A 23126-nucleotide genomic window follows, 5' to 3' on the forward strand; every position below is an offset into this window, starting at 1 on the left:
CCCGAGGAGGCTCGTCGCTCGCGAACGCCAGAGCGCTAAATCCTAGCGGTAACTAATTAGAATCACATTATTGCGCACTATTTCTAGAAGATGTTGCTCTTTGTTAACTATCTTTAAAATAAAAATTGAATTTTAACACTATTTATCATACAATTGGCTTTAATAAGCAATGACGAAGAATAGTAGCGATGTGAAATGCTGAAGAGAGCTGACGGTTGGTGCAAGTCAGTGCAGAACATATAGTGAATGGGCTTCTGAGCTCCAAGGCTGAACATGTTAGTAGGCTTTGGCGTCCGTCTACGTTATAAGACCAGCAAATGTTAGTTTGCAATTAAGAGGATTACAATAGTAATCAATAAAGGTGGCACCACGGCTCTCCGTCCTTTACGATGGAGGGCCTTTTTGTATTCTTTTAACATTATTCAGCTGGTGACCAAACGCCAAATGAATACAAGTAGAGCCGAGCAGAGAGAAGGAGAGCTGAGTTATGACAGTTGAGACGAGAAGCTTTGAAATGAAAGAAATCGAAGGAGATATGATGACGCCTATTTCCATTTATCATTCCTTAAATGGAAAGAAAAAGATGTTATTTGAATCATCTGCTAAGCATGAGGAAAGTGGTCGTTATTCATTTATTGCGTTAAATCCAATTGCAGAAATAATTGGGGATCAGTCAGGATATACTCTACAAGTAAATGGAGAACAATTAGAAAAAGGTACAGGTTCTATTTTAGAAAAATTAAAAAGGATGATACCTTTTCATGAGGAAAGCTATCCCTTTTCTTTCTTTGGAGGAGCGATAGGTTTTTTTGGTTATGAAACTGCTTTTTATTGTGAGAAAATCGGGGAACTATTGCAAGATGAATTAGAAATGCCAGATATCCATCTCATGTTTTACGATACGTTTGTTGTGTATGATCATTTAAAGCAATCAGTAACGGTTGCGGCAATTGATCTATTTCAAAAAGGTCGGACACAAAAGGAAATGTCCGATGCAATTGAATTCATCTGTTCTGATTTACAAAAAGGTCTTATTCATGAAGATGAAACGGAAGCAATGCTTGCATTTCAACCAATGATTGACGAGACAGCATTTGTACAAATGGTCGAAAAAGCAAAAGAACATATTGTGAAAGGCGATGTATTTCAAATAGTATTATCGCAACGATTTACTTCTCCCTTTAAAGGGAATCCATTTACACTTTATCGTAAGTTACGCACTTCGAATCCATCTCCCTATATGTTTTATATGGACTTTGAGACATATACGATATTAGGTACTTCACCTGAGAGCTTAGTAAAGGTAAATAACAGATTAGTAACAACTAATCCGATTGCTGGTACAAAGCCTCGTGGAAAAACGCCTAAGGAGGATGCACAAATAGCAAGAGAATTGCTGAATGACGAAAAAGAAATTGCGGAACATCGTATGTTAGTTGATCTTGGACGCAATGATATTGGCCGCATTTCAGAAATTGGCTCTGTAAAAATCCAAAAATATATGAAAATAGAATACTATAAATATGTCATGCATATCGTCTCAGAAGTAACTGGCCGTTTAAAAGAAGACACTCATTTATTAGATGTGTTAACTGCATGTTTGCCAGCAGGTACTGTTTCTGGTGCGCCAAAAATCCGAGCGATGCAAATCATTAATCAGTTAGAAAATACAAAACGTGGTGTTTATGCAGGAGCTGTCGGCTATATCTCCGTAACTGGTGACATGGATTTAGCCCTTGCTATTCGTACGATGGTTGTAAAAAATCATCAAGCACATGTTCAAGCAGGAGCAGGAATTGTGTTTGATTCCATACCGCAAAGTGAATACGAAGAAACATTGAATAAAGCGAAAGCACTCCTGGAGGTGCAACGATGATTTTGTTAATCGATAATTACGATTCCTTTACGTATAATTTATTTCAACAAGTGAGTAGCCTTGGTAAAGAAGTACAAGTAGTGCGAAATGACGCCATAACAATCGAAGAAATTGAAAATCTACAACCTGAAGCGATAATTATATCTCCTGGCCCTGGGAATCCTTCAGAGGCTGGTATATCGATCGAAGTAATTCAACAACTACATGAAAAATATCCAATCCTCGGAATCTGTTTAGGACATCAATCCATTGGAGCAGCATTTGGGGCAGATATTATACAGGCCAAAACCATCATGCACGGAAAGTTATCAACGGTTGAACATAATCACTCATCCTTATTCGCGAAGTTGAACGAACCGTTTTCTGTTATGCGATATCATTCACTTGTCATTGACGAACAAACATTATGTGACAAATTAGAAGTACTTGCTAGAGCAGAAGATGATAAGGAAATTATGGCCATTAAGCATCGAGACTACCCAGTTTATGGACTTCAATTTCATCCAGAATCTATTGGAACAGAGCAAGGAGATCAATTAATTCAAGCGTTTATAGATACAATTAAATAGTAAAAAGCTGCTTAATCTCAAAATTAGAGACTAAGCAGCTTTTGTTTTATCAAATAACGATATTCACCATTTTACCTGGGATTGCAATGATTTTCTTCACTTCTTGCCCTTCAAGCCATTGTTGAACTTGTTCCGAAGCAAGTGCTAATGCTTCCAATTCATCTTTCGTAGCATCTTTAGCAACAAGTAACTTCGCGCGTACTTTCCCTTTAATTTGTACAGGAATTTCCACTTCATTGTCCACTAATTTTGACTCATCAAACGTAGGCCATGATTCATACGTAATTGTATCCTCATGCCCCAAAATACTCCAAAGCTCTTCTGCAATATGCGGTACGATTGGAGAAATTAGTTTCACAAATCCTTCTACATACTCTTTCGCGATAAGGTCTGCTTTATATCCTTCATTAATGAATACCATCATTTGTGAAATAGCAGTATTATAATGCATTGCTTCATAGTCTTCTGTCACTTTTTTGACTGTTTGGTGATACACTTTTTCCATATTTTCCGAGGAAGTATCACTTACTTTAGTGCTAAGCTTCCCATTCTCATCGACCAACAAACGCCAAATACGATCTAGGAATCTTCTTGATCCGTCAAGTCCGTTTGTGGACCATGGTTTAGAAGAATCAAGTGGTCCCATGAACATTTCATATAAACGAAGAGAATCAGCACCATGACTTTTCACGATATCATCCGGATTCACTACATTTCCTTTTGATTTAGACATTTTTTCATTATTCTCCCCAAGAATCATACCCTGGTTAAATAGCTTTTGGAATGGCTCTTTCGTTGTGACAACACCAATGTCATAAAGGAATTTATGCCAGAAACGCGCGTACAATAAATGCAATACAGCATGCTCTGCTCCACCTACATAAATATCTACAGGAAGCCAGCGTTTCACTAGTTCTGGATCAATTAGTGCTTCGTCATTGTTAGGATCGATATAACGTAAGTAATACCAGCAGCTACCTGCCCATTGTGGCATCGTATTAGTTTCACGACGTCCTTTTTTCCCTGTTACTGGGTCTACAACGTTTACCCATTCTGTAATATTTGCAAGTGGTGATTCGCCTGTTCCACTTGGCTTAATATCCGTTGTTACTGGCAACATTAGTGGTAGTTCAGATTCATCTACTGCTGTTGAAGTACCATCTTCCCAATGGATAATTGGAATTGGTTCACCCCAATAGCGTTGACGGCTAAATAACCAATCGCGTAGACGATACGTAATTTTCTTTTCACCTTTTCCGTTTGCTTCAAACCATTCAATTGCTTTGGCAATCGCTTGTTCTTTGTTTAAACCATTTAAGAAATCTGAGTTAATAAGTGTACCATCTTCTGTATAAGCCGATTCCTCGATACTTCCACCAGAAACAACTTCTACAATTGGTAAATCGAATTGTTTTGCAAATTCATAATCACGCTCATCATGGGCGGGAACTGCCATAATTGCACCTGTTCCGTATGTCGCCAATACATAATCAGCAATCCAAATTGGCATTTTTTCTCCGCTTACTGGATTGATTGCATAAGCGCCAGTGAATACACCTGTCTTATGTTTTGCAAGGTCGGTACGCTCTAAATCACTTTTCAGTTTTACTTGATCTTTATAAGCTTGCACTGCATCCATCTGTTCAGCAGTCGTAATCGCATCTACTAGCTTATGTTCTGGCGCCAATACTGCGTAAGTTGCACCAAAAATAGTATCTGGGCGAGTTGTAAAAGCACGGAACGATTCATTCGTGCCGTCTACTTCAAAGTCTAGCTCAGCACCTCCTGAACGGCCAATCCAGTTACGTTGCATTTCTTTTAAGCTTTCTGGCCAGTCAAGGTCATCTAAATCTTCTAAAAGTCTATCTGCATAAGCAGTTATACGAAGTACCCATTGACGCATTGGGCGGCGTTCTACTGGATGTCCCCCACGCTCTGATAATCCATCTATTACTTCTTCATTTGCCAAAACAGTTCCTAATGCAGGACACCAGTTTACTGGCACTTCATCAACATAAGCTAACCCTTTTTTGTAGAGCTGGATAAAAATCCATTGCGTCCATTTATAGTAAGATGGATCAGTCGTATTTACTTCTCTATCCCAGTCAAATGAAAAACCAAGATCCGTCATTTGGCGTTTAAATGTAGCGATATTCTTTGCTGTAAATTCTGCAGGGTCGTTACCCGTATCGATTGCATACTGCTCTGCAGGAAGTCCGAAAGCATCCCAACCCATCGGATGAAGTACGTTATAACCTTGCTTACGTTTGAATGCACTTAAAATGTCTGTAGCAATATAACCTAGTGGATGACCAACGTGCAAACCAACTCCAGAAGGATATGGGAACATATCTAATGCATAAAATTTAGGTTTCGAAGGGTCATCGATCATTTTATACGTCTTGTTTTCATTCCAATAATTTTGCCATTTTTTTTCGATTACTTCATGATTAAAGCTCATTAAAATTCCTCCTCAAATTAAAAAAACTCGCCCCTTAAAAAACTAAGGGACGAGAGTATATACTCACGCGGTACCACCCAAATTAGTGAAAACTTCACTCAACTTGATTCCTTAACGCGGAAAACGGTATAAGCTACTCTTCGTTCACTTATACAGACTCAAAGGCGAGTTCAATAGGGCATTTCACTAACTTTCACCAACCGTTAGCTCTCTAAAGAAATACAGTCTATTTACTAATCCTTGTCGACGTCTTGTTATTACTTCGTATTTTAGAGGAAATATCATGAAATAGCAAGTTTTTATTGCGACGTGTATCCACCATCTAATACAACTGCTTGACCTGTCATTCCTTTTGCTGCATCACTTGCTAAAAATAAGGTTAGATCAGCAATTTCCTTCACATCTAACAAACGTTTCTGAGGAACTAAAGGAAATAATACTTCCTCTAGAACGGATTCAACTGGAACATTACGTGTGCTTGCAAGATCCAGGAATTGGTTACGTACAAGTGGTGTATCCACATATCCTGGGCAAACTGCGTTTACTGTAATTCCATCGGCAGCTGTTTCCAGTGCAGCGACTTTTGTTAAACCAATTACACCATGCTTGGCAGAATTATAGGCTGCTTTCCCAGCAAAGCCGATTAAACCATTTATAGAAGCCATATTGATGATCCTTCCAAAGCCTTCCTTACGCATATGTGGGAGAACATGCTTAATTGCAACAAATGGTGCTGTTAGCATAATTTTCACTAATAGTTCGAAGCGTTCTGTTGGGAAGTCTTCTAGCATTGCAACGTGCTGCATTCCAGCATTATTTATTAATATATCAATTCGTCCATACTCTTCTAACGTTCTATTAATAGAATGAATAATATCTTCTTCGTTTGTCACATCACATTTCACACCAAGTACATCATCACCAAGTGATGATGCAGCGCGTTTTACCTTCTCTTCATTAATATCAGTTAAAACAACCTTCGCACCAGCTTTATAAAATTCCTGTGCAACTTCAAACCCTATCCCTTGAGCTGCTCCAGTGATGAGAAGTACTCTATCTTTTACCATACGTTTACCTCCAAAAATCAGCCATTAAGCTCTTTGGGCTGAAAAAATTAAATACCTAAACCAAGAGAGAATAATATAATTGCAATAACTACTCCTAGTGCTGGCACTACTACAGTAGTTGCAGCTACGGACCAATATGCCGCACTATGTTTTTCTCCACAGATTGATTGAATGGTAGTTACTACGTATCCATTATGTGGCAATGAATCAAGTGCACCTGATGAAATTGCGACTACCCTGTGCAACGCTTCAGGATTTACACCCATATCCATATAATGTGGCGCCAATAATGGTAAAGCGATTGTTTGACCGCCAGAGGAAGATCCAGTCATACCAGCAATTACGGATACCGCAATAGCAGCTCCGATTAAAGGAGAGCCTGGAATATTTGTCATTGCTTCAACAGCAGTTGTGAATGCAGGTACATTTTTTGCAACTCCTCCGAAACCAACAACTGCTGCAGTATTACCGATTGCAATAATTGCCCCCACAGTACCAGCTGAAAATGCCTCCCAGAAATTTTTCGAATACTTTCTGCCTACAAAATAAGTTGCGATAACTCCTCCAAGTAGCGCTATAATCAAGGCAGATTGCGCAAGTTTATCATGGAAGATATATGAAATCACTAACACAACAAGTAAAGGAATCATAGCTAAAAATGGATTAGGTAAACTTCTTGACGTATCAAATGTTGGGTCCGTCTCACGCCCCATAAATCTTTCACCTTTATTAACAGCTCCCTGGATAATACGTTTCAGCCACCAATATCCAAAAATCGCCATAAATGCTGCTACTATAATACTTACTTCCCACCCTGCATAAGCGTTGGTTCCTAAAAATTGAATCGGAATCCAGTTTTGTATTTCAGGAGATCCTGCGGATGTCATCGTAAACGTAACTGAACCTAATGCTAATGTCGCTGGAATAAAACGTCGTGGTAAGTCTGCTTGCTTAAACAATGAAATTGCCATTGGGTATACAGAGAATGCAACAACGAACAGACTTACGCCTCCATATGTAAGAACGGCACAGGCGATAACGATGGCAAGTACTGCATATTTCATCCCTAATTTATCGACAATCCATTTGGACACTGAATCTGCTGCTCCGCTATCTTCCATGACTTTACCAAAGACAGCCCCTAGTAAGAACATCATATACCAGGACGCTATAAACCCTGTAAAACCTGTCATATAACTTGTTACAAAATCAGCTTCTCCTTCACCAGCCAACTGCTTAAATAACGGCATTCCACTCGTCACCGCAACTAGCAATGCAGATATTGGTCCTGCTATTAATATATTTACACCTTTCATTGTCAAGATGATAAGTAAAGCTAAGCCTCCAATAAGGCCGATCATACTTAATGCTTCCATGAACAAATCCCCCCGATTGTTTTATAAAGATGAGTTAAAATCTAACATTTTCTTGCACATTATCTATATTTAATGGAGCTTCTGTGGAATCAATGATGTCTTGTACAGTGAACCCCTCAAACACTTCTCGCAGTACAAGTCCTTCTGGTGTCACTTCAATAGTGGCACGTTCCGTAATAATTTTGTTGACTACCCCTTTACCTGTCAAAGGAAGGGAACATGATTTTTTTATTTTTGGTGAACCGTCCTTAGCTACATGATCCATAATAACGATAATTTTTTTGGCACCATGCACTAGATCCATAGCACCACCCATGCCCTTAATCATTTTTCCAGGTATCATCCAGTTGGCTAGATCTCCTTTTTCAGAAACCTCCATACCTCCTAGAATTGCCACATCGACATGTCCTCCACGTATCATGGCAAATGATTCCGCACTTGAGAAGAATGCAGAACCCGGTATCGTTGTCACGGTTTCTTTCCCAGCATTGATTAAATCTGGATCTACTTCTTCTTCAGTTGGATACGGCCCAATGCCAAGCAACCCGTTTTCCGATTGCAACACTACCGTCTTATTTGGTGAAATATAATTGGCAACTAGTGTAGGAATACCTATGCCTAAATTCACGTAATTCCCATCATCAATTTCTTTCTCTGCACGAATTGCAATTCGTTCTCTGCTTGATAAAGTCACTTTACATTCCTCCCATCTATGAACGTGTCATTAATCGTTCAATCCGTTTTTCTTGTTCAGCTTGTAACAGTCCTTGTACATAAATGCTTGGTGTATGAATAGTGGAAGGAGCTAAATTCCCTGTTTCCACAATCTCTTCTACTTCAGCAATTGTAAACTTTCCTGCCGCCGCCATCATTGGATTAAAGTTTTGTGCCGTTTTGTTATAGATTAGATTTCCAAATTTATCTGCCTTAGCAGCACGAATAAGAGCAAAATCTGCACGTAAAGATTCTTCTAAAACATACTCTTTCCCATCAAAAATACGAATCTCTTTTCCATCTGCTATCGGTGTGCCAACTCCTGCTGGCGTGAAAAATGCTGGGATACCTGCTCCACCAGCTCTAATTTTTTCTGCAAGCGTTCCTTGAGGAGTTAACTCTACTTCAATCTCACCTGCTAATACTTGTCGTTCAAATTCTTTATTTTCTCCTACATAAGAACCAATCATTTTTTTTATTTGCTTGTTATTCAATAAAAGCCCTAATCCCCATTCATCGACTCCACAGTTGTTTGAAATGACAGTTAAATCCTTAACACCTTTCTCCACTAGCGCAAGAATTAGTTGTTCCGGAATTCCTACCAAACCGAAACCACCGACCATTATTGTTGCACCATCTTGAATTTCCATTACCGCTTCCTCTGCAGAAGAATATATCGGTTTCATTGGAACGTCCCCCTTACATTATTGACACTATAATAAAAGCGCTTTCATAGGTTATTAAAACATATTCAAAATATTCGAGCAATAGCACTTGTGACAACTTTTAGACTCAAAATTTCCTTTAAAATCTGAAACATCGGAATTTTATTGCAATAAAATAAAGTTACATTATAGTTTACGGCAAATATAAAATTCCGATTTTCTGGATTGTAGTCCAAAAAACCGGAATTAGGTCATAAGTTATATTTTTTTATTTTTTCATAAAGAGTTGATCTACTTATTCCCAACTGTTTAGCAACTAACACTTTATCTGTTTCTCCTTCAAGTAGATCTCTAAGGATATTTTTTTCTACTTGAACTAAAATATCCGCTAACTTCCCAGTTGCTTGAAAGGACATTGCATCTCGCTTCTTTACCTGTGCAGGAAGTGCAGATGGCATAATAATGTCATCCTCTGCTAAATAAACAGCTGCCTGCAAAACATTTTGCAATTCTCGAACATTCCCTGGCCAGTGGTAAGATTGAAGTATATCTCTAGTTTTCGTAGCTAACACAACTTTTCTTCGGCCCGCCTGTACAACAAACTTCTGTAAAAAAAAGTTAAGAAGCTCTGTGAAATCCTCCATGCGATCTCGTAGGGGTGGAATCCATAAAGTAATTGCTTGAATACGATAAAATAGATCTTCTCGAAATTTTTTTTCTTCAACAAGCTTGGATAAAGATAGATTCGATGAAGCTAAAATTCGGACATTTACTTTTTCCCCTTGCTCTGAAAGTATAGAAAAAATCTCACCGTCCTGCATGGCACGCAAAAGCTTGGCTTGCAATGTAAGGGGGAGTGCACTAATTTCATCAATAAAAAGAGTCCCTTTATCCGCTTGCTTATATCTTCCCTTTCGAATTTGTCCAGTTAGGTCATCTATCTTTCCAAACAATTCTTGTTCTAATAACTCTGGTGGTACTGCTGCACAATTTACCTTAACAAAAGGGGCATCTGAACGTTCTGAAAGTTGATGTATACTATGTGCAAAGATTTCTTTTCCAGTTCCACTTTCTCCTTCAATTAAAACCGGTAAGTCACTTGGTGCAATCATTTCTACCGTTTCTTTTATTTTGCGCATTGCCGAAGAAGTACCTTTAATATCCGCTAAACGATACTCCTTATAACTATTGTCCTCTTTGTTAAATTGAATGCGCTCCATTGTTGTTCGAACGTGAGAACTTAGCTTTTTCCAATCGGACATATCTCGAAATATTACGCTACCATAAGCCCCAACAATTTCTCCTTCGACAACCAGCGGGACACGATTCGCGAGCATATAAGTTCCTTTAATATAGTGAGGGGAAGCAATATGTGCTATTCCCGACTTAATTACTTCATACATTTTTGTATTTTCTATCACATCCTCAACTGGTTGGCCGATTGCATTCTCTCTCTTTACTTCTAGGAAGCGGCAATACTCTTCGTTGATATAGAGTATATTGGATTGCTTATCTACAACAACAAACCACTGGAAAGCATTTTCTAATATTTGAGCAAGCACGGATGCAGATAAGTTTTTCAATAGAGATTCCACTCTATCCCCTCCTTTTTAAACATCTTAATTTTATATTCTCAAATATCAGACAACTAAGCAATTACTAATCTCTGAATAGTAAAATTACCTCTTAGCTATTATAGATTAGTAAATTAGTAAAAGGGGGTATGCTCGGATAAAATCTGGATTTGTCTGGATTATACCTTACTATGCTCGTTTCAGCGCTTGAATAACAATTACTACATTCCCCATAACAAAAGCGCATCGAATATTTCATTCGGTGCGCTCAGACTGTAGACAAATTCGTTTTACAATGAATAGAGATGTATATGAGAATCAGCGGGGCCCGCCACTTCGCTTTCCGTGGGCTTGGCTTCAGCCTCCTCGTCACTACCGTTCCTGCGGGGTCTTCAGCTCAAGCTATTCCCACAGGTGTCTCCGTGGCGGGCCCTGCCTATTTTTCAAAAGTTGAAAGTGGAAATCTGAAGAGATGCTGTGATCAATCAATGTTTCTCGGAATATCCTGATAAAAATAACGGATTGACTATCCCATCTCATCAAGTGAATAGGCTTTAATTGTCCACTTTTCTGTTTAGTGAAGTTAAAAATAAGCGGAAGGCGGCGACTCCTGCGGGACAGCGAGACAGTCCAAGACCCCGCAGGCATGCCGAGGAGGCTAAGCGCGAGCCCGCGGAAAGCGCCAGCCTGGAGCGAATGCTACAGGAAAAGCACAATAATCACTATGTTCTTAATACATTTTGATTAATAAAAATGCATATATCGACAAGCTAAGCGCATCGAATATTTCATTCGGTGCGCTTTTTAAGTGGTAAATCGTAAATGATGGTTGTAAAGATAGCAAAAAACAGCAAGCATGTAAGGATTAGGATCATCATAGGAGTACCGTGAGCTTCCACAAGAATTCCTCCTATAAAAGGTCCGATCATCCGTCCAACTGTCGCCATACTATTTACAATCCCCTGATAAAATCCTTCTTTTCCCTTAGGTGCTAACTGATCTGCTAAGGTTGGTACCGCTGGCCACACAAACATTTCACCAACGGTAAGAATCACCATTGATGTAATAAACATTGCATAGCTTTCTGCAAAAGCTACAACGACAAATGATCCCATGAAAATCACGATACCAATAACCATTTGTGTTTTTATCTTATGCTCTAATCGGCTAATAATCGGTTTGATAAGTGGTTGACCTGCTAATATAAGTGCTCCATTTATCGTCCATAATAAACTATACTGTTTTAGCGAAATGCCTAAATCTAACACATGAGTAGAGATAGTCGAAGTCCACTGTACATATACAATCCACGTAAGCAAATAGCCAACTGACACAATCAGCATTGCATAAAAAGGTGCTTTCTGATTCCTATTCTTTTGCTCATTCGAAACAGTTGCATGTAGATTCGATGCCACCTTGATTTTTCGGTAAAAAAACCAAGCAATAAATAAAAATAATACATATGTAAATAGATTTGCTATAAAAATATTATTTATATTATTTTCAGCCACAAGACCTGCAATAGCTGGTCCAAGGGCCACCCCAAGGTTTTGTGCCAAATAAATAGCATTAAAGGCTTTTCTCCCGCCTTCTGGCCAAACACTTCCAACCATCGCATACATGCTAGGAAAAATAATCCCTCCACTAAATCCTAAAATTGCAACAAACCAAATATATTCTGGCCACCCATGCCAAAATATTAAGAATGCTAAAGCAATTATTGAAATAATAATACCGATCATAATGGATTTATAACCACCAATACGGTCAAATAAAAATCCACCTAACAAGTTTCCTATGACCCCAGCACCAGCATTAATCATTAAAACAATTCCAGCCATCGTGAGAGTTTGTCCAAGATAATCATGTATATAAATAGTATGTAAAGGCCACAAAAATGAATTTCCCATCGTATTAACAAACATTCCTACTATCAAAAACCATACAGCTTTTGGCATTCTACCACCTCTTTTCTCCCTACGCTCAGAATAGTGTATTCCTTTTCGCAGAACACTTCAAGAAGGTTTCACAAAAATATAAAAAGACGTGTTAAAATAAGCCTGTTAAGGAGTGAATGAACATGGAGAAAAACAACCTTCCTTTTCCATCTGATGGAAAACGATATTATACATGGAATCGTTATTTACGAAATATATTTGATATGAAAATTTTTAAAGTAGCATTAGACGCTGGGTTTGATTGTCCCAATAGAGACGGCACTGTGGCTTATGGAGGATGCACATTTTGCAGTGTAGCTGGTAGTGGAGATTTCGCTGGAGATAAAGTAGATCCGATTCCAGTACAATTTGAAAAAATTAAAGTAAAGATGCATGAAAAGTGGAAAACAGGAAAATATATCGCATTCTTTCAAGCATACACAAATACGCATGCTCCCCTTCCAGTACTCAAAGAAAAATTTGAAGCAGCTCTTGCTTTGGAAGGGGTTGTGGGGATTTCGATTGCTACACGACCCGATTGTTTACCAGATGACGTAGTGGAATATTTAGCCGAGTTAAATAAGCGTACTTATTTATGGGTAGAGCTTGGTCTTCAAACGGTGCATGAAAGAACAGCAAAGCTTGTTAATCGTGCCCATGACTATGCTACTTATGTGGAAGGGGTAAACAAATTAAGAAAGCATAATATCCGAATATGCACGCATATTATCAATGGCTTACCTTTAGAAGACCGCGACATGATGATGGAAACAGCTAGAGAAGTAGCCAAACTTGATGTGCAAGGTATTAAAATTCATTTACTTCATTTGCTTAAAGGAACTCCAATGGTCAAGCAATATGAAAAAGGAATGTTGGATTTTATGGAACGAGATCCCTATATTCAGCTCGTTGCAGACCAATTAGAAATCTTGCCACCAGAGATGATTATACATCGCATTACAGGGGATGGACCTATTGATCTAATGATTGGACCTATGTGGAGTGTCAACAAATGGGATGTGCTAAATGGAATTGATGCAGAGTTAGCAACTCGTGATAGCTATCAAGGGAAATTTTTTGAAAAGACTGGTGCCTTAAAATGAAATTAAAACGAATACTGCCATATGCGAAAGAATTATTAACTAGTGTTATTGAAGCAGGTGATTCCGTAGTGGATGCAACTGCAGGCAATGGACATGATACATTATTTTTAGCTGAGTTAGTAGGTGAAAATGGACATGTATATGCATTTGATGTACAAGAAGAAGCCATTCAAGCTACTGCAGAAAAGTTGGAACAAGCGAATTTGAAGACACGCACGACACTTATTCAAGATGGCCATGAAAATGTTTCGAATTATGTACATTCCGAAGTGTCTGCAGCCATTTTTAATTTAGGATATTTGCCTGGCAGCAATCAAGACGTCGTGACAAGAGGAGCATCTACTATTCAGGCAATTGAATCACTTCTAGATCTATTAAAGATTGGGGGATTAATTGTTTTGGTAGTTTATCATGGGCATGAGGGTGGTAAACAAGAAAAAGACGAAATAATATCTTTCGTACAGCAATTACCTCAATCTTTTGCACATGTGCTATCATATCAATTTTTAAATCAACAAAACCATCCACCTTTTATTATTGTAATAGAAAAAATGAAAGCTAATTAAATCTAAATACACCTCTTTGTATATAGAGAGAGAATATGGAGAAACTAACATTAAAAAAAGGAGAATTGCCTTGCCCAAAATTACTTCTGTTAGTACATATAATCCTCCGTATGCATTAGAACAATCAAATATTGAACAACTTACAAAAGAGCTTTTTCAAGATAAAATTTCACAGCTTGAACGCTTATTAAAAGTATTTGAAAATGGGGATATTAAAACTCGTAATTTTTGCGTTCCATTAGAATGGCATCAAACAGAGCATTCTTTTGAAGAACGCAATAATATATATATAGACTTGGCTACCAAATATAGCGTAGAAGTAATTCGAGCATGCCTTCAAAACAATTCTTTCTTAGAAAATTCCATTTCTCCCGAAGAAATTGACACAATTATCTTTGTAAGTAGCACCGGAATATCTACTCCGAGCATTGATGCACGTGTGATGAACCATCTTCCCTTTTCAGACAGGATGAAACGGATCCCAATTTGGGGGTTAGGCTGTGCTGGCGGTGCTGCTGGGATTAGCAGAGCATTTGACTATTGTAAAGCCAATCCCACTGCAAAAGTACTTGTTGTATGTGTGGAACTTTGTAGTCTTACCTTCCAACCGAATGACTTTTCTAAAAGCAATCTAATCGGAGCATCTCTTTTTGCAGATGGAGCAGCTTGTGCTTTAGTTTGTGGAGATGAAGTAATACTTACAACTAAAAAACCTGTCCCTTCTATTATAAATACAGCCTCTAAGTGGATGCCTAATTCTGAAGATGTCATGGGTTGGGATATAAAAAACAATGGATTACATGTAGTTTTCTCGAAAAGTATTCCTTCTATTATCTCCAGTTGGCTTGGACCATTCATAGATGAATTCTTAAACGAACAGGAAATTAGAAAAGATCAGCTCGTAAATTTTGTTGCGCATCCTGGAGGAAAAAAAGTACTGGAAGCGTACGAAAAAACCCTTCAATTAGCAGAAAACCAAACCTTTATTTCTCGAGAAGTGTTAAAAAATCATGGCAATATGTCTTCTCCAACAGTTCTCTACGTATTAGAGCAATTTATGATGCAGGAAAATAATCCAGATGACTACGGTTTATTAGTGGCATTAGGTCCTGGATTTTGCGGAGAAGCACTTTTACTAAAGTGGAGGGATTAAATTGTTGTTTTTCATTATCATTTCTCTAGTCATCACGCAAAGATTAATTGAGGTTTTTGTTGCCAAACGAAATGAAAAGAGTATGCTTGCTCAGGGGGCTTATGAGGTGGGTGCTTCTCATTATCCATATATGATTGCTCTTCATGTTAGCTTTTTTGTTTGCCTAATTGCTGAAGTGTTAATCTTTGACCGAGGCATATCTCCTTTATTTCCGCTGTTTTTTCTAATCTTTCTACTTGTTCAAGCCCTGCGCATTTGGTGTTTAACTTCTTTAGGTCAATTTTGGAACACTAAAATCATTATTTTACCTGGTGCCAATGTGGTTACAAAAGGACCATATCTTTTTATACGACATCCAAATTACGTAGTCGTTTGTATTGAAATCGCACTCTTGCCAATCATGTTTCAAGCATACTTAACTGCTATCTCCTTTACTTTATTAAACCTTGCTATGCTTTCTGTTCGAATTCCACTTGAAGAAAAAGCCTTAATGGAAGCTACTAATTATACGAAAGAATTTAAAAAGAAGATTTCGGCTTCATAACCGAAATCTTCTTTTTATTGTATTATTTCAATTGCACCTGCTCGAAGCTCTTCGCAAATATATAGATATACTTGTAACCACACATGTTGATTAACCAAGAGTACCCAGTAAATTGCTTATTAAAATGGTGTTAATTCACTAGACACTCTACTTATAGGTGCTTTTGGAGTGCTTGGAACTGAACGAGTTCTACACCATCACCTGGATTTCTTGATGGGGCTGTCCCTAAAGTCATACATTGACTGAGAGATGGTCCCTTGTCCAATGGATTGATTTCCGTTCCAGACGGACGCTTTCCGCGGGCATGGCTTCAGTCTCCTCAGGCCAACACGATGTTGGTCACAAAGGCGTTGCCACACGATGTGGCGTTCTTAGCCTTTGTTCCTTTGTTCGCTCCTGCGGGGCCTTCAGCTCATGCACCTGCCGCTTCGCTTTCGGTGCAGAAAACATCTGCTATTCCCGCTGGAGTCGCCGCCTTTCACTACAATCAATTGCCTACAAAAAATAGTAGTTTTAATAAAAAGTATACAAAAAACAGATGTAGAAAAAGACTCTTTTTTCTACACCTGCTTCAATTTATGGACTTATTGGACAGACCCATTTTTTCGATAATCGTGTGGTAGTTCGTCCGGCACTCTCCATAGCTACTTGTAATAGAAGTGCCAAAACTTTTGGAAATGAAAGAATCTCCACTTTCCTACTTATACAGTAAGCATCCAAAGATGCAATTTTTTAGGTACGTAACACTACCTCTGATAATCGGTTAATTTACTACCTTAATTATTGATTTCGTTATTGTGTGCTTCTTCAACCGCTCTGGCTACTAGATGATGTACTGTTGGATCTAGTGGATTAGGTATTAACTCGCCAGGTTTTGTATGTGCTACTATTGCTTGTGCTGCTGCAATTAACATGGAATATGTAATTTCCTTTGCACCTGCATTTAATGCCCCTTTAAATATACCAGGGAAGCCGATCACATTATTTACAGAACGACCATCGGCTGCAAACGCTGCTCCGGCTGCAATTGCGGCAGATGGAAGAATCTCTGGGTTCGGATTTGAAAGTGCTAAAATAATTTGACCTTGGCGAACCATCTCTGGCTTAATAAGACCAGAAACCCCAGTTGTAGCGATAATTACATCGCATGTTTCCATCATTTCTTCTAGTGATGGAAGTGTTTGTCCACCATATCCAATTAAGCGATTTTGAGCTTCTTCTTGACGATCAAGACCATATACCTCTTCTACTCCATATGCCATTAACATACGACAAATCGCAAGTCCAGCTGCTCCAAGACCAATTTGACCTATCTTGGCTTTTTTCACGTCTACATTCGTCGCCTTACAAGCTGATAAAATTGCTGCCAAAGCAACTACAGCTGTACCATGCTGATCATCATGCATAACCGGTATAGGAAGTTCTGCTTTTAATCTTTCTTCAATTTCAAAACAATGTGGAGATCCGATATCCTCTAGTAAAATAGCTCCGAACCCTTGATGAATACGTTTAACTGTCTCCACTACTTCATCCGGATCACTAGTGTTTAATAAGATCGGTATACCGCTTAGTCCAACAAATTGGTCTAATAATACCGCTTTTCCTTCCATTACAGGCATTCCAGCAACTGGACCAATATTACCTAATCCTAAAATGGCTGTTCCATCCGTTACAATTGCAACTGAACTCCCAATAGACGTAAAGTAGTTTGCTTTTTCAGGATTGTCTACAATATCCATACAAACACTGGCAACACCAGGTGTGTAAATTCGTTGTAAATCTCCTAGTGAGCGAACATCTAATCTACTCTTCATAGCTATTTTACCACCTTCATGTGCTTTCAACACATCATCAGTGACCGCATGAATCTTTACTCCATTTTCAATAGCTTGAATATTAGTAATAACTTCATCCAATTGATTTTTAGATTTACAAGTGATTGTAATATCTCGAATAGTTGTTAATGCTCCGCTTTTTAAAGTAGTAATGTCCCCAATATCTCCATCAGCCATCCCAATTGCAGTAGCAACTTTAGCAAAGTTACCAGGCTTAGAAGGTGTTTCTACTATTATATTACGAATGATATGTTGGTTTTCCATGTCAAATCTCCTTAATATTTCTCTATTTACATCATTGAATTATAACATAAAAGAATCTTCATTCGAAAAGAATGAAGATTCTTTTATGTTATGAAAATAGTAATTTCTCTCTCCTTGATTTTACACTTAAAAGGAGTTATTAAACAATATATCCAATAGATCTTAGGACATTATTGATAAACGAATGTGAGTAAGCAAAAATTTCTTCTCTTTCAGGTTCTTGATATAAATCGTGGAAACAATTTTTCCACTCTTTAAATTGATATTCTGACAGCTCTTGCTGTTTCAACCAACTTGCTGAAGCTTTTGTGTCCGTAACTTTGTCTCTTTCGCCAGTCATTAATAATAAAGGAACATTGGGTATGGAATTCGTAGATTGAACTACCGTTTTCATTAGATGTTGGAGTTCTTTATACCAATCATTTGTTATAAGTGTACGATAACTATAGTCATTTACAAATTGTTGATACACTTCATAGTTTCTTGTTAAATCATTTAACTGTATATCATGCTTTATTTTTTGCTGAACCGATAATTTTGCTAAAGCATTTGTCCATTTAGACGGCATTTTTTCCAATTGCAACCATGGAGAAGTCAGAATAATACCTGCATACTCTACTTCTAATTTGCGTAAAACTTTTACTAACAATGTAGCACCGAGGCCATGTCCTAGTAGAAATATTGGAAGATCATAAGCTACCGCTACTTGAAGAGCTTGTTTTATGTACTCTTTATACTGTTCAAAGGATTCATCATGAAGGACTTTAGCTTTGTTAAGCTCACCGTGACCAGGTAAATCCCCCATGACAATGTGGTAATTGGAACTTCTTAGTTTTTCAATGAGCCAAGCATATCTTCTATGATGCTCATATGCACTATGAACAATGACTATGACGGCTTTTGGTTTTTCTTCTGTTTCCCATTTCCACATGCACATCACACCTCTTTTCTATCACTCTATACTCTGTATAATTTGTTTCTTTCCAACTGTTTGTTTGATACCATTAATTATATTCTATTTTATAAGGAGCGTGTATATCTTGATCTATCCATATAAAGACAAAAAACCAACAATTGATGAATCAGTGTTTATAGCTGATTATGTCACAATAACAGGTGATGTGACAATCGGACCAGAGTCTACAATTTGGTTTAATACGGTAATTAGAGGAGACGTTGCTCCTACTATTATTGGACGAAAAGTGAGCATACAAGATTTAAGTTGCCTTCATCAAAGTCCAAATAAACCACTTATTATAGAAGATGAAGTGACCATTGGACATCAAGTTACTTTACATAGTTGTATTGTTCGAAAAGGTGCCTTAGTCGGGATGGGTTCGATCATATTAGACGGCGCAGAAATAGGAGAAGGAGCATTCATCGGAGCCGGGAGTCTTGTACCTCCTGGAAAGAAAATTCCACCTAACTCCCTTGCTATGGGGAGCCCAGCGAAAGTTGTACGAGAATTAACGGATGTTGATAAAGAAGATGTACAACGAATTATTCGTGAGTATGTAGAAAAAGGGCAGTATTATAAATCGATACAGGAATAAAAAAAGAGCAAGCGCCCTTTAAGCACAAAACCTATTTTCTTTCATTTCCGGAGGGCTTTGAACAGACTTCTTGCTATATTATTACCGTTTTATTTTTGTGAGAGGCTGTTCGTGACTGACGTCACGAACAGCCTCTTTTTTCTCGGTAATCTTCTGGCATTTGTCCGTCTGTCGCACTCCTACAACTTTCGAAAACAGGTTAATACTTTTTTCGATAAAAAGAAGAGACTCTTTCCTACTCCTATTGCAAGCTCCCGAAGATGCAATTTCCGCTTCTTCTACTTTTAATACATTCCCCCATGCATCGTATTCATAAGTCGCTATCTACTCACCGTTTTGATCGGTTAAAGCAATGACACTTCCGTGCGCGTTGTAATGGTAGAAGTAGGTTTGAGCGTCTTTTTTTAATAAGAGTAATTGCCCATTTACCGAAAGTTATATTCCATGAGAAAACTATAACAAAAAAACGATACTTCCCTATATTTCTCAAGGAAAGTATCGCTTTTTTAATTATAGACCAGCTTTTTCTTTTAAAGCTTCTGCTTTATCTGTTTTTTCCCATGGTGCGTCGATGTCTGTACGACCGAAGTGACCATAAGCTGCAGTTTGTTTGTAAATTGGGCGACGTAGGTCTAGCATTTTAATAATTCCTGCTGGACGAAGGTCAAATAGTTCACGAATATGTGCTACTAATTGTGCCTCTTCTACTTTCCCAGTTCCAAATGTATCTACAGCAATAGATACAGGTTGTGCTACACCAATTGCATATGCTAATTGTACTTCGCAACGATCTGCAATTCCAGCCGCCACAATATTTTTGGCAACATAGCGAGCAGCATATGCAGCAGAACGGTCCACTTTCGTTGGATCTTTACCTGAGAATGCACCACCGCCATGACGAGCGTATCCACCATAAGTATCTACGATGATTTTACGACCTGTTAAACCAGCATCTCCTTGAGGTCCACCAATTACAAATCGGCCAGTTGGATTGATAAAGTATTTTGTATTTTCATCGATTAAATGAGCAGGAACAATAGGTTTGATCACTACTTCTTTTAAATCTTTTTGAATTTGCTCTAGCGTTATTTCTGGATGATGTTGTGTAGAAATAACAATCGTATCAATACGAACTGGATTATTATTCTCATCATATTCCACTGTTACTTGCGTTTTACCATCTGGGCGTAAGTAGTCTAATGTTTCATCTTTACGCACTTCTGCTAAACGGCGTGCCAGTTTATGCGCTAAGCTAATTGGAAGTGGCATAAGTTCTGGTGTTTCATTACAAGCATAACCAAACATAAGACCTTGGTCACCTGCACCGATTGCTTCAATGTCTGAATCCGTCATAGATCCTTCACGAGCTTCTAAAGCTTGGTCAACACCCATTGCAATATCAGCAGACTGCTCATCAATTGAAGTTAAAACTGCTGAAGTTTCAGAGTCAAAACCATATTTAGCACGAGTATATCCAATTTCTTTAATAGTAGAACGAACCACTTTAGGGATGTCTACATAAGTAGAAGTTGTGATTTCTCCTGCAACTAATACAAGACCAGTAGTAACGCTTGTTTCACAAGCAACACGTGCATTTGGATCTTCCGTTAAAATTGCATCTAAAATAGCATCAGAAATTTGATCACAGATTTTATCTGGATGTCCTTCTGTTACTGATTCCGATGTAAATAATCGACGTTGTGTCATAGATTGTTCCTCCTATATCCTGCGAGATTTCTCTCAAGAATTGATACGGTACTCATTCCCATGTCAAGCCATTTCAATTAGATTAAACTTGAAGCCGTTTCGGACTTGGCACACAAGGATAAAGGGCGATGTTAAATAAAAAAGCCTCCCGCTCACGCAAAAATACATGAGGAAAGGATTAATATCATAAGCACCTTTCACTCTTATCAATCAAGGGATTTCACCTTGTCTCAGGTTGGGCACCTTTGTAATAAAATTGCTAATTACAGGTTGCCGGGTTTCATAGGGCCTGACCCCTCCACCAGCTCGGGATAAGAGTATCCGTTCAATTTACCATCATACGTACTTAGGAAGTAGAAGTCAAGCGTTATTTCGAAAAGTTTTCACACATGAAAAAAATATTCAAGTCATTAGTGTAGACTAATTAGTCAAATGTGTTATACTATTTCACATATCAATGAAAAATCCTCTAAATAAGAGGCAATAATTAAAAAAAGGATGGTAAGACAACATGAATTCAATCGATACTGTGAGTGAACTGAACGAATTGTTAGCTGGTAACAACATTAGCGTTCAATTATCAGTACCACAACTTGTAGAAAAGGCAACATCTAGAGGAGAAGCAGTTTTAACTTCTACTGGAGCGGTAAAAGCAGAGACAGGTAAATACACAGGTCGTTCTCCAAAAGATAAGTATATTGTTGAAGAAGCTATCTCCAAAGACAAAATCGATTGGGGTTCAGTAAACCAACCTATCTCCTCTGAAATTTTCGAAGCATTATATATTAAAGTGACAGAGTATTTAAAGGAACAAGATGAATTATTTGTATTTAAAGGATTTGCTGGTGCAGACAAAGAATCCCGTCTAAGCATTCAAGTAATCAATGAATATGCATGGCACAATTTATTTGCACATCAATTATTCATCCGCCCTTCATCAGAAGAGCTTGCATCTCATGAAGCGGATTTTACAGTTATTAGTGCTCCTAACTTTAAAGCAGACCCTGCAGTTGATGGAACTAAATCAGAAACCTTCATCATCGTATCTATGGAAAAACGTGTTGTTCTAATTGGTGGTACAGAATATGCTGGAGAAATGAAAAAATCTATTTTCTCTATTATGAACTATTTATTACCAGAACAAAACATTTTACCAATGCACTGTTCAGCAAATGTTGGGGAAGAAGGCGATGTAGCTTTATTCTTCGGTCTGTCTGGAACAGGTAAAACAACACTTTCTGCTGATGCTGGACGTAAATTAATCGGAGATGACGAGCATGGTTGGTCAGATAATGGTGTATTTAATATAGAAGGTGGATGCTATGCAAAATGTATCGACCTAACTCGTGAAAATGAGCCACAAATCTATGACGCGATTACATTCGGAACTGTTTTAGAGAACGTAGTAGTTGATGCAGAAACTCGCATTGCAATTTATGCGGATAACTCTTTAACTGAAAACACACGTGCAGCATACCCAATCCAAAATATCGAAAACATTGTAGATCCTTCTGTAGCAGGTCACCCTAACACAATTGTTTTCTTAACTGCTGATGCATTTGGCGTACTGCCTCCAATCAGTAAATTAACGAAAGAACAAGCGATGTACCACTTTTTAAGCGGATTTACATCTAAACTGGCAGGAACTGAACGCGGAATCACATCACCACAACCAGCATTCTCAACTTGCTTTGGTTCTCCTTTCTTACCATTACATGCAACTGTGTATGCAGAAATGCTTGGGAAGAAAATCGATGAGCATGGTGCACAAGTATTCCTAGTAAACACTGGTTGGACTGGTGGGGAATATGGAGTGGGTAGCCGAATGAAACTGGCTTATACTCGTACAATGGTTCGCGCTGCAATTGACGGAAAACTAACTAATGTAGAAACGGCTAAAGATGAAATATTCGGTCTTGAAATCCCTACACATATTGAAGGCGTACCATCTGAAGTATTAATTCCACGTAATGCATGGGCAGATAAAGAAGCTTACGACACAAAAGCTACGGCCCTTGCACAAGCATTCCGTGAAAACTTTAACAAATTCGGTACAGTATCAGAAGACATTTCGCTTAAAGGCGGTCCAATAGCATAATCATCCTCAAGCTAGCACAGTTATTGTGCTCCATTGGGTGCAAGTTGTTATCACCTTAAGTACA

The 23126-nt window shown here is 38.2% G+C and carries 18 protein-coding genes, 1 riboswitch and 2 other annotated features; of the genes, 8 read left to right on the plus strand and 10 right to left on the minus strand.

All coding sequences use genetic code 11. From position 1 onward, the window contains the following. Positions 1-160: 160 nt before the first annotated feature. Positions 161-388, plus strand: a binding site (T-box leader). A gap of 99 nt (positions 389-487) precedes the next feature. Both trpE and MHB48_RS14210 read left to right on the plus strand, forming a co-directional pair. After that, positions 488-1876: an anthranilate synthase component I gene (gene trpE / locus MHB48_RS14205; RefSeq protein WP_342598658.1), complete on the plus strand. Its 1389-nt coding sequence runs from the start codon at positions 488-490 to the stop codon at positions 1874-1876. Further along, positions 1873-2445: an aminodeoxychorismate/anthranilate synthase component II gene (locus tag MHB48_RS14210; RefSeq protein ID WP_342598659.1), complete on the plus strand. Its 573-nt coding sequence runs from the start codon at positions 1873-1875 to the stop codon at positions 2443-2445. Before trpE ends, MHB48_RS14210 begins: the two co-directional genes overlap by 4 nt. 49 nt (positions 2446-2494) lie before the next feature. On the opposite strand, the gene leuS is transcribed toward MHB48_RS14210, so the two are convergent. The 7 genes from leuS to MHB48_RS14245 all read right to left on the minus strand — a co-directional run bounded on the left by leuS (position 2495) and on the right by MHB48_RS14245 (position 12260). Then, complete coding sequence (gene leuS, locus MHB48_RS14215) at positions 2495-4906, minus strand: leucine--tRNA ligase (protein WP_342598660.1); 2412 nt, start codon at positions 4904-4906, stop codon at positions 2495-2497. A 42-nt stretch (positions 4907-4948) separates the two neighbouring features. Next, positions 4949-5162 (minus strand) — a binding site (T-box leader). Positions 5163-5205: 43 nt separating this feature from the next. Next, on the minus strand, positions 5206-5973 hold the full coding sequence (locus MHB48_RS14220; protein ID WP_342598661.1) for a 3-hydroxybutyrate dehydrogenase: 768 nt from the start codon (positions 5971-5973) through the stop codon (positions 5206-5208). A gap of 47 nt (positions 5974-6020) precedes the next feature. Beyond that, positions 6021-7349: a GntP family permease gene (locus MHB48_RS14225; protein WP_342598662.1), complete on the minus strand. Its 1329-nt coding sequence runs from the start codon at positions 7347-7349 to the stop codon at positions 6021-6023. 34 nt (positions 7350-7383) lie between these two features. Further along, a complete protein-coding gene (locus MHB48_RS14230) occupies positions 7384-8043 on the minus strand; it encodes a 3-oxoacid CoA-transferase subunit B (RefSeq protein ID WP_342598663.1) in 660 nt (219 codons plus the stop codon). Positions 8044-8059: 16 nt separating this feature from the next. Next, on the minus strand, positions 8060-8749 hold the full coding sequence (locus tag MHB48_RS14235) for a CoA transferase subunit A (RefSeq protein WP_342598664.1): 690 nt from the start codon (positions 8747-8749) through the stop codon (positions 8060-8062). Between the two features lie 230 nt (positions 8750-8979). Then, positions 8980-10323 (minus strand): sigma 54-interacting transcriptional regulator, encoded by a 1344-nt coding sequence (locus MHB48_RS14240; RefSeq protein WP_342598665.1) that lies wholly within the window; start codon positions 10321-10323, stop codon positions 8980-8982. A gap of 767 nt (positions 10324-11090) precedes the next feature. After that, positions 11091-12260, minus strand: coding sequence for an MFS transporter (locus MHB48_RS14245; protein ID WP_342598666.1), 1170 nt, complete (start codon positions 12258-12260; stop codon positions 11091-11093). A 122-nt stretch (positions 12261-12382) separates the two neighbouring features. On the opposite strand from MHB48_RS14245, the gene MHB48_RS14250 reads away from it, so the two are divergent. From MHB48_RS14250 to MHB48_RS14265, 4 genes are all read left to right on the plus strand, one after another. Then, the gene (locus tag MHB48_RS14250) at positions 12383-13342 is read left to right on the plus strand and encodes a TIGR01212 family radical SAM protein (protein ID WP_342598667.1); all 960 of its coding nucleotides are present in this window, start codon (positions 12383-12385) and stop codon (positions 13340-13342) included. Then, a complete protein-coding gene (locus MHB48_RS14255) occupies positions 13339-13908 on the plus strand; it encodes a class I SAM-dependent methyltransferase (protein WP_342598668.1) in 570 nt (189 codons plus the stop codon). Before MHB48_RS14250 ends, MHB48_RS14255 begins: the two co-directional genes overlap by 4 nt. 70 nt (positions 13909-13978) lie before the next feature. Then, the gene (locus tag MHB48_RS14260; protein ID WP_342598669.1) at positions 13979-15061 is read left to right on the plus strand and encodes a 3-oxoacyl-[acyl-carrier-protein] synthase III C-terminal domain-containing protein; all 1083 of its coding nucleotides are present in this window, start codon (positions 13979-13981) and stop codon (positions 15059-15061) included. A gap of 1 nt (position 15062) precedes the next feature. Beyond that, the gene (locus MHB48_RS14265; protein ID WP_342598670.1) at positions 15063-15605 is read left to right on the plus strand and encodes an isoprenylcysteine carboxylmethyltransferase family protein; all 543 of its coding nucleotides are present in this window, start codon (positions 15063-15065) and stop codon (positions 15603-15605) included. Between the two features lie 776 nt (positions 15606-16381). On the opposite strand, the gene MHB48_RS14270 is transcribed toward MHB48_RS14265, so the two are convergent. Both MHB48_RS14270 and MHB48_RS14275 read right to left on the minus strand, forming a co-directional pair. Next, positions 16382-17704, minus strand: a complete 1323-nt coding sequence (locus MHB48_RS14270; protein ID WP_342598671.1) for a malic enzyme-like NAD(P)-binding protein — start codon at positions 17702-17704, stop codon at positions 16382-16384. A 139-nt stretch (positions 17705-17843) separates the two neighbouring features. Then, on the minus strand, positions 17844-18635 hold the full coding sequence (locus MHB48_RS14275; protein WP_342598672.1) for an alpha/beta hydrolase: 792 nt from the start codon (positions 18633-18635) through the stop codon (positions 17844-17846). 109 nt (positions 18636-18744) lie between these two features. Here MHB48_RS14275 and MHB48_RS14280 point away from each other — a divergent pair, with 109 nt between their 5' ends. Next, positions 18745-19257 carry a gamma carbonic anhydrase family protein gene (locus tag MHB48_RS14280; RefSeq protein ID WP_342598673.1) on the plus strand — a complete coding sequence of 171 codons (513 nt, stop codon included), beginning with the start codon at positions 18745-18747 and terminating at the stop codon, positions 19255-19257. 510 nt (positions 19258-19767) lie between these two features. On the opposite strand, the gene metK is transcribed toward MHB48_RS14280, so the two are convergent. Beyond that, complete coding sequence (metK, locus tag MHB48_RS14285) at positions 19768-20964, minus strand: methionine adenosyltransferase (protein WP_342598674.1); 1197 nt, start codon at positions 20962-20964, stop codon at positions 19768-19770. A 200-nt stretch (positions 20965-21164) separates the two neighbouring features. After that, positions 21165-21282, minus strand: a riboswitch (SAM riboswitch). 193 nt (positions 21283-21475) lie between these two features. Here metK and pckA point away from each other — a divergent pair. Next, the gene (pckA, locus tag MHB48_RS14290; RefSeq protein ID WP_342598675.1) at positions 21476-23062 is read left to right on the plus strand and encodes a phosphoenolpyruvate carboxykinase (ATP); all 1587 of its coding nucleotides are present in this window, start codon (positions 21476-21478) and stop codon (positions 23060-23062) included. Positions 23063-23126 lie beyond the last annotated feature (64 nt).

Origin of the sequence: Psychrobacillus sp. FSL H8-0483 (genome assembly GCF_038637725.1) — a bacterium.
GTDB lineage: Bacteria > Bacillota > Bacilli > Bacillales_A > Planococcaceae > Psychrobacillus.